Origin of the sequence: Rhizobium sp. RU20A, assembly GCF_900155885.1 — a bacterium.
Lineage (GTDB): Bacteria > Pseudomonadota > Alphaproteobacteria > Rhizobiales > Rhizobiaceae > RU20A.
Genome location: NZ_FTMB01000013.1, coordinates 78,933 through 87,567, shown reverse-complemented (window position 1 = coordinate 87,567; position 8,635 = coordinate 78,933). Strand labels below are relative to the sequence as shown.

General features: G+C 67.1%; 6 protein-coding genes. 2 read left to right on the top strand and 4 right to left on the bottom strand.

Going from position 1 to position 8,635, the window contains the following annotated elements; translation table 11 throughout:
- From F3H41_RS20155 to bchF, 4 genes are all read right to left on the bottom strand, one after another.
- On the bottom strand, nucleotides 1–2,522 hold a 2,522-nt coding region (locus F3H41_RS20155), incomplete at its 3' end, for a cobaltochelatase subunit CobN (protein ID WP_149740497.1).
- Nucleotides 2,494–4,059 carry a ferredoxin:protochlorophyllide reductase (ATP-dependent) subunit B gene (gene bchB / locus F3H41_RS20150; protein WP_149740496.1) on the bottom strand — a complete coding sequence of 522 codons (1,566 nt, stop codon included), beginning with the start codon at nucleotides 4,057–4,059 and terminating at the stop codon, nucleotides 2,494–2,496. The genes F3H41_RS20155 and bchB, both read right to left, overlap by 29 nt.
- On the bottom strand, nucleotides 4,056–5,414 hold the full coding sequence (locus tag F3H41_RS20145; protein ID WP_149740495.1) for a ferredoxin:protochlorophyllide reductase (ATP-dependent) subunit N: 1,359 nt from the start codon (nucleotides 5,412–5,414) through the stop codon (nucleotides 4,056–4,058). The genes bchB and F3H41_RS20145 overlap by 4 nt, the downstream gene beginning before the upstream one ends.
- Nucleotides 5,411–5,935, bottom strand: coding sequence for a 2-vinyl bacteriochlorophyllide hydratase (bchF, locus tag F3H41_RS20140; RefSeq protein WP_149740493.1), 525 nt, complete (start codon nucleotides 5,933–5,935; stop codon nucleotides 5,411–5,413). Before bchF ends, F3H41_RS20145 begins: the two co-directional genes overlap by 4 nt.
- Nucleotides 5,936–6,405: 470 nt before the next feature.
- Here bchF and F3H41_RS20135 point away from each other — a divergent pair, with 470 nt between their 5' ends.
- Together F3H41_RS20135 and F3H41_RS20130 are read left to right on the top strand one after the other, a co-directional pair.
- Nucleotides 6,406–7,185, top strand: coding sequence for a cobalamin-binding protein (locus F3H41_RS20135; protein ID WP_149740492.1), 780 nt, complete (start codon nucleotides 6,406–6,408; stop codon nucleotides 7,183–7,185).
- Nucleotides 7,182–8,630: a helix-turn-helix domain-containing protein gene (locus F3H41_RS20130; RefSeq protein ID WP_149740491.1), complete on the top strand. Its 1,449-nt coding sequence runs from the start codon at nucleotides 7,182–7,184 to the stop codon at nucleotides 8,628–8,630. The genes F3H41_RS20135 and F3H41_RS20130 overlap by 4 nt, the downstream gene beginning before the upstream one ends.
- Nucleotides 8,631–8,635 lie beyond the last annotated feature (5 nt).

The window sequence follows — 8,635 nt, the reverse complement described above, 5'->3', positions numbered from 1 at the left end:
GGCACGAAACGCCCGTCCAGCGCCCGGACGAGGCCGTCGAGTTCGCGGTTGTCGGCAAGGTTGACGTTGAGCTGGACGAGGCCTGCGACGCGTTCCCTCAGCGCAGCGTCGGCGCCCGACAAGAGGCGCGCGAGCGCCAGTTCGTCACCATCGGCGATCGCCTCGGCAAGGGCCGGAAGGGCAGGGCTCGTCTCGCCCATGCCCGCGGCCACGTGCTCGATCATGTCGCGCCGCCCATCACGCCCCATCCCGCGCCCGGCCACATGCAGGCCGTGCGGGATCAGCGCATATTCGAGCTCGGTGATGGCGGTGAGGAGATGGCTGACAAGCGCATCATCACCCGCGACGGGCGAGAGCGGCGACAGGTCCAGCGCGCCGGCCTGGGCGGTGATGAGATCGACGAGCCGCTGGCGCTCGACCAGCGCGTCCGGCGGCGCAAGGCGGTAGCGGTCAAGGCTCGCCTTCAGCTCCGCCAGCCCCTTGTAGAGCCCGGCATGGGTCACGGGCGGGGTGAGGTAGGAGACGAGCGTCGCGGCCGAGCGGCGCTTGGCGATCGAGCCTTCGGAAGGATTGTTGGCGGCGTAGAAATAGAAATTGGGCAGGTCGCGGATCAGCCGGTCCGGCCAGCAGGTGGCGGAAAGGCCGGTCTGCTTGCCCGGCATGAATTCCAGCGCGCCATGGGTGCCGAAATGCAGCACGGCATGGGCAGCGAACGTGTCGCGCAGATAGGTGTAGAAGGCCGCAAAGGCATGGTTCGGCGCAAAGCCGCCCTCGAAGAGCAGCCGCATCGGGTCGCCCTCATAGCCGAAGGAGGGCTGCAGCGCGACGAGCACATTGCCGAACTGGCGGCCGAGCACAAAAATGCCGCGCCCGTTGGAGAGGATGCGGCCCGGCGCCGGACCCCACTGCGCCTCGATCTCGGACAAATGGCGCTGGTGGCGCACATGGCGATCGACCGGAATGATGTCGTGGACATTGGCTTCCGTGCCCGAGAGCGCGGCATTGCCCTCCAGCAGCATCGCCTTCAGCGCCTCGGCGCTTTCCGGCAGTTCGACTGTGTAACCCTCGGCCTTCAGGCGCCGCAGCGTCTCGTAAAGGCTTTCGAAGACGGCGAGGAAGGCGGCCGTACCGATGCTGCCGCCATTCGGCGGATAGTTGAAGAGGGTGACGGCGATGCGCCGTTCGGCGCGGGCGGTGCGGCGAAGCGTGGCGAGCGCGGCGAGGCGGTCGGAAAGAAGCGCCACGCGCTCGTCGTCGGGATGCATGCAGGCGCGCCCCGCCGGGCACTGGCCGACATTGCGGGCGCAGATGCAGGCCTTCGCCGCACCACCGCAATCGGAGCGCCCGCCGATCACCATGGAGCCGATGGCCCCGTCGAGTTCGGGGATCGCCACCATCAGCGTCGTCTCGATCGGCGTCAGGCCTTGCGTGGAGGCGGCCCAGACCTCGCGGGACTGGAACTCGGTGACGAAGGCCGAGAGATAGGGAACGCCCAGCCCTTCCAGCGTGCCGGCCGCAGCCGTCGCATCGCTATAGGCCGGGCCGCCGACCAGCGAGAAGCCGGTGAGCGAGCAGAGCGCATCGATACCAAGCCCGCCCGCGGCCGGGTCCATGTAGCGGGCAATCGCCGCGCGCATGTCGAGCCCGCTCGAAAAGACCGGGACGACGCGGAAGCCCCGCGCTTCGAGCGCCGCGATCACGGCGTCATAGTGGCCGGTATCGCCGGAGAGAATGTACGTGCGCAGCAGCAGAAGGCCGATCGTGCCGCGAACCTCGGCGGGCGCGGGCAGAGCCCGCGCATCCGTCGTCACGCGTGGCTTGAGGCGTGGATGATAAAGGCCGACATCGGGATAATCGACGGGATCGGCCGCCTGGATGCGCCCCGCCAGCCCCTTGCGCTCGCCGCGCGCGTAGCGCCCGACCAAGAGGCGCACCATGTTGGCGATGTTCTCGTCGGAGGCGGCGATGCGATATTGCAGGGTGAGGAAATAGGCGCGCACATCCTGCGCCGTGCCGGGCACGAAGCGCAGCAGTTTCGGCAGGCGGCGCAGCATGGCCATCTGCCGCTCGCCGGCCGTCTTGCCGCTGTCGCGCCCCTCGCGCGAGCTGGAGCCGCGCAGCTTCTTCAAAAGCGCCAGCGGCCCCTTCTGCTCCTCGCCCATCCGGAAGCGGCCCATGGCCGTATATTTCATGATCGTACCGGCAGACATGCAGCAGACCATGGCATCACACAGCCGATGGCGCTCCTCCAGCACGTCGGCGATGGCGCGCACATGCTCTTCCACGAAGATCATGGAAACGATGACGATGTCGCCGGCACGGATGGCGGCGCGGCAGGCCGCAAGCTTGGCCGGGCTGTCGGCCCAGTCGGTGGCGGCGTGGACGCAGAGCGTCAGGCCCGGCATGTCGGCAAGAAGCGCCGCGCGCGCATCGTCGACCGCCGCCACGATGTGGTTGTCGAGTGTCACCAGCACGACCCGGACCGGGGTGCTGTCAACGGGCGAAATGGGCTTTCGCGTCATACAGCGTCTCCACGGTGATGGACCGGATGCCGCGGCTCGCGGCAAAGGCTTCGGTGTTGCGGCGTGCCTTGCCGCGAACGAAAAACGGCACCTTCTTCAGTTCCCGCTCGGCATCCGCCGTCCAGCCCGTGCCGACATCGATGGCGGTGGCGCCGTCAGCGCTCTCATCGCGCACCGGCTGCGCCGCCGCGGAGGCGGGCGCTGCGGGGGCGTGTGGATGAAGATGCGAGGCGGCGGCGTGGTCGTTGAATTCGAAATCGGAGCGGAACATCTGCAACAGATGTTCTTCGAGCCCCATCATCAGCGGATGGACCCAGCTGTCGAAGATCACATTGGCGCCTTCGTATCCCATCTGCGGGGCATAGCGGGCCGGGAAATCCTGCACGTGGGCGGGCGCGGAGATGACCGCGCAGGGCAGGCGCAGGCGCTTGGCGACGTGGCGCTCCATCTGCGTGCCCAGCACCAGTTCCGGCCGCGCCGCGATGATGGCGTCCTCGACCTCGAGATGATCGTCGGTGATCAGCGGCTCGACGCCGTAGCGCGCCGCCGCATCGCGGATCTCGCGGGCGAATTCGCGCATGTAGGTGCCGAGACCGCAGACGGTAAAGCCGAGCTCTTCCGTCGCAATGCGCGCGGCGGCCACCGCATGGCTCGCCTCGCCGAAGATGAAGACGCGCTTGCGGGTGAGGTAGGTGCTGTCGACCGAGCGTGCATACCAGGTGAGACGATCGCGGCCCGCCTGAGCGCCAAGCGGACGCGGCGGCAGGCCGGCGGCAGCGCGCACCTCGGCAAGGAAATCGCGCGTCGCGCCGATGCCGATCGGCACGGTGGAAACGATCGGCATGCCATAGGTGCGCTTCAGCCACTGGGCGGCGGGATTGGCGATCTCAGGCGAGAGCACGATGTTGAAAGCCGCATCCGGCAGGCGGGCAAGGTCGGCGGGGCTCGCACCCAGCGGCGCGATGACGCGCACGTCGATACCTTCGCTTTCCAGGAGGCGGCGGATCTCGGTCACGTCGTCGCGCACCCTGAAGCCGAGCGCCGTCGGCCCGAGAATGTTGCAGCTCAAGGGGTCGATGGTCTCGGGACGCTGGCGGTTGGCGGCGAAGGCGCGCACGATCTGGTAGAAGGTCTCGGCCGCGCCCCAGTGTTCCTTGCGCTGGTAGCTCGGCAGGTCCAGCGGAATGACGGGCAGGCCGAGATCGAGCGTGCGGGCAAGGCCGCCCGGATCGTCCTGCAGCAGTTCGCCCGTGCAGGAGGCGCCGACGATCAGAGCCTCAGGCCGGAAGCGCTCGACCGCCTCGCGGCAGGCATCGCGGAAGATGTCGGCGGTGGAAGACGAGAGGTCGCGGGCCTGGAAGGTCGTGTAGGTGACGGGCGGGCGCGAGGGGCGCCGCTCGATCATGGTGAAGAGCAGGTCCGCATAGGTGTCGCCCTGCGGCGCATGCAGCACGTAATGCAGCCCCCTCATGGAGGCGGCGATGCGCATGGCGCCGACATGGGGCGGTCCCTCATAGGTCCACATGGCGAGCTTCATGAGAGGCGCTCCCGGTTGGCGGCGTCATCGAGCAGCGCCGCGCGCATCAGTGGGCGCGCGAAGAGTTCGGCGAGATCGCCGGCCTGCTCGAAGCCCTGAATGGGGGTGAAGGCGAACTCGATCGACCATTTCGTCACACGCCCTTCGGCCTCGAAGGGATTGGCGAGGCCGAGGCCGCAGACGATGAGATCGGGGCTGGCGGCGCGACAGCGGTCGATCTGCCGCTCCACATCCTGCCCCTCGCTGACGAGAACGTCGGGGGAGAGCAGCGCAAGCTCGCCCGCCACATGCTCGCGGTGCAGATAGGGGCTGCCGACCTCGACGATCGCGGCGCCGAGTTCACGCTGGAGATAACGGGCGAGCGAGGGTTCGAGCTGCGAATCGGGGAAGAAGAAAACGCGCTTGCCGGAAAGCCAATGGCGGTAATGGGCCGTGGCTTCGCCGGCCCGCTGCAGCGGCTTTGCGATCACGGCCTCGAAGCGAGCGGGATCAACCTTGAAGGCATCGGCAATGGCGGCCAGCCAGGCGCGCGTGCCCTCGCCCCCGAGCGGGAAGAGCGCGTCGATGCGGCTCGCGCCTGCCTTTTCCAGCGCCGCGGCCGTCGCGCCGAGATAGGGCTGGGCGAGCACGTAGCGGGTGCCGGGACCGACGGTCAGCCTGTCCGTCGCGCTGCGGCCGGGCAGGAAGGTGACGCCATCAATGCCGAGGGCCGTGAACAGGCGGGCGAACTGGTCCTCCACGACATCGGCGAGACAGCCGGCAACGACGAGGCGGGCCGGGCTGTCCGTCCTGCCAGGCGCGCGTTTGGCCGCGTCGGCAAGGAGAGCAGCCAGGAAATTGTCCTCGCCCTGCGTGAAAGTGGTTTCGATGCCGCTGCCGGAATAGGCGATCACCCGACGGGCCGGCTGATGGCGCGCGTCCAGCCGTTCGGCAGCGCGCGCGAGGTCGAGCTTGATGACCTCGGATGGGCAGGAGCCGACCAGCACCAGCATGCGGATATCGGGCCGGCGGGCCAGCAGCCGTTCCACCACGCCGTCGAGTTCGTCATGCATGTCGGCAAGGCCGGCAAGGTCCCGTTCTTCCATGATGGCGGTCGCAAAGCGCGGTTCGGAAAAGATCATGACGCCGGCGGCCGACTGCATGAGATGGGCGCAGGTGCGCGAGCCCACGATCAGGAAGAAGGCGTCCTGCATCTTGCGATGCAGCCAGATGATCGAGGTCAGCCCGCAGAACACCTCATGCTGACCACGCTGGCGCAGGATGCGGCCGGGCTGATCAGTGCCGGAAAGGCCCTGAACCCGATCAGGATCGATGCAGACGCCATTGAGCGCAACGGGCGGGAAGGGCTTGTTCATGGCGTGCGCCCCGCCGCGGAAAGGCCGGCCACGGGTTCCGCCCGCATCGGCGCGGAGAGCCGCGCCATCCGCAGCTTACAGAGAAACTGCCCGGCATTGACGACGTAGGTCGCATAGGCCGCCAGCGCCAAGGCCATCAGCGCACCCGGCGCCAGAAGGCCCTGATGCAGGCAGACGAGGTAGGCCGTATGCAGCGCCAGCACGAGGATCGAGAAGACATCTTCCCAGAAGAAGGCCGGCGCAAAGAGATAGCGGCCGAAGACGACCTTTTCCCAGATGGAGCCGGTGATCATGATGGCGTAGAGCGCCAGCGTCTTCACCACCACCGAGACCGAGGCGGCCCACAGGCCCTCGCCGCTCCAGAGGTAGTTAAGGACAAGGACGAGGCTGACGAGGAAGATCACGAACTGCACGGGCGCGAGAATGCCCTGCACCAGCGTCCAGACGCTCGCGTCGCGCCGGCGCCGTTCCTCCTGCGTGTAGAGGATGGGGTATCCTGCCGATTGTCCGGTCTTGCCCATCGCGTGTCTTCGCCTCCCCAGCGAGCCCCGGAGCGGTTGGGCCGCGCCGGGACATTTCGCAAGACTAATCCCCTAAAGCGGAAAGTGTCAACTTGAGTTGACGTAACTTTCCATTTACATCCTCCGCCATTCCCGTCATGTTTGTGCTGCTCGCGGGTCTGCGGCCTCATCTGCCCCGGACGGCCACGCGCCAAAAATGCACGTTGTCGGTCATGGGGGGCGCGCTTCGGCGCGGGGGCAACATGGACAATTCGCCAGGGGACGGCAGGACGCGACACACGCGGACCAAGGAGGGAAGCGCTCATCCGAGCACCACTGCGGCCCGCGAGGCCAAAGCGCCGGAGGAGACGGGAACACATTCGCGACCCCATGGTTCGAAGGGATTGCTTGCCCCGGGCACCGTGGCAGGCTACCTAGGGTCTGGCGAACGGGATGAACTGCGCCGTATCATACAGGGAACGGTGGCTTTGATGACCGCCGACAAGCTGGCAACGCGCTACGAACTGGGTCTGGAGCACGACCGTGACTATGACGGTCCTCTGGCGCGTTTCTGCGCGATGCTGGTGGATCCCGATATTGGCCTGCCGGCACTGCGCGGCTTCCTGCGCAATGACCTTCCGCCGGAGCGCCCGGATTTCCACCGCATCCTCTTCCTCGAGACCACGGCGCGGCTGCTCGGCCGCAAATGGGTCGAGGACGATTGCAACTTCATCGACGTGACGATCGCCACCGCCAGGCTGCAGGAGATCATCCGGGCCATGTCGGGCGAGTTTCGAGAGATCCAGCTCAGGCCCGCGACGCCCCATGTGCTTCTGGTCGCGCCGGTTGGCGAGCAGCATACGCTGATGCTGCATCTCCTTGCCCTGCTCTTCGATGCGCTCGGCTGGACGCACCGCATCGTCGACGGGCGCACCGCCAGCGGTCAAAAGCTCGAAAGCGCCATCGAGCAGGCCGACATTATCTGCATCGGCTGGAGCAACGAACAGCTGCGCGGCGCGTTCACCGATCTCGTCGAGACCATCCGGCGCGTGACGCCGGACAGGCAGGCCCCGATCGTCGCCGGCGGCATCGCAGCCCTCGATTGCGTTGATTTTCTTGTGAGTTTGGGGATTGACTGCATCTGCGACAGCATTTACTCCGCATCACGGATATGCGAATGCTTCTATGAGTTCAGGAAGGCTAGCCAGCAGGCTCCAGGTCATGGCCGCACAACGGCCGAGACGGCCGGAAACGATTGGCTCGCTCCATGAAGACCCTCAACGGTCACAGCGAAAACGACGGATTTGACAGTGTGGTCGGGCTCTTGAAGTCGCTCGACCCCGAGGCCGTCGGTGCGCTTGTGGGTCTTGGCGCCGATATCGTCATGCTCGTCGACGATGCCCATGCCGTCCACCGCATCTATCTCGCCGACGAGGAGCTCGGCCGCTCCGGCCTTTCCAAGGCCGAAGGCAAGCGGCTGCAGGATCTCGTGACCATCGAATCTGTGCCGAAGATCGACGCCATGCTGGCCGTGACGGGCGAGGGGCGGCGCGTGCGCGGCTATCAGGTCAATCACCGCGCCAGCGGCCGGCCGGATCTGCCCGTCGTCTATTCCGCCTATGGCGGCGCGGGCTTTCCCTTTACGCTCGTCGTCGGTCGCGAGCTGCGCCAGCAGATGCGCGACCAGCAGCGCCTCGTCGAGACCCAGATGGAGCTGGAGTCCGAATATCGCGAGCTGCAGGAAGCCGAGGCGCGCTACCGCACCGCCTTTCAGATTTCCGCCGTCGGCCACATCATGGTGGATGGCGAAAAGCGCACCGTGCTGGATGCCAATGTCGCGGCGCTGTCGCTGCTCTCGCTCGGCAACAATGGCGTGGTCGGCAAGCCGCTGCGCGAGCTCTTCGACAAGGACGAGCGCGACCGCTTGAGCGATGCCGTGGGCGAGGCGCGCCATGCGCCGCATCCCGTTTCGCTCGACACCATCCTCAGCGCCAAGGGCGTTCCCGTCTCGCTGGGCCTCAGGGCCTACCGCGAAAACGGCTTCACCAACCTCATCGTCACGGTCTGGCCAAGTGCCGATGCGGGCGAGGCGCGCCGCCAGCGCACCGTCAAGCCGGAGCGACATGTCGTTGATCTCTCCGACCTGCCGGAGGCCGCGGTGCAGACGTCTGCGGACGGCGTGGTGCTGGCCGCCAATGCCGCCTTCCTCGATATCGTCCACGCCCCATCCCTGCCGCAGGTGCTCGGCCGTCCGGTCTCTTCGTGGTTCGCGAAATCCGCGCTCGACATCCACGTTCTCTATTCGCGTCTTGCCGAAGAGCCGGTGGTCAGGGGCTTTTCCGCGACGCTGACCGACAATCTGGCCGCTGACCGGCCCGTGCTGATCTCCGCCCGCCGCAATCCGCAGACGCTTGAGATCCAGATGATCCTTGCCACCCCGCCGGCCCTTGCCGAGCGGCTGGCCATTCCGGCCCCCGGCGCCGGCGAGCAGCAGGCGGAGGGCTTTGCCAATCTCGTCGGCAAGGTGCCGCTGAAGGACCTGATGCGGGAATCGCTCGATGTCATCGAGAAGATCTGCATCGAGGCCGCGCTCGACCAGACCCACAACAACCGCGCGCTGGCCGCCCAGATGCTCGGCCTGTCGCGCCAGAGCCTCTACATCAAGCTGCGCCGCTACGGGCTGGAAGACTATCGCCCCGCCGTCGACGGACACTGAACACG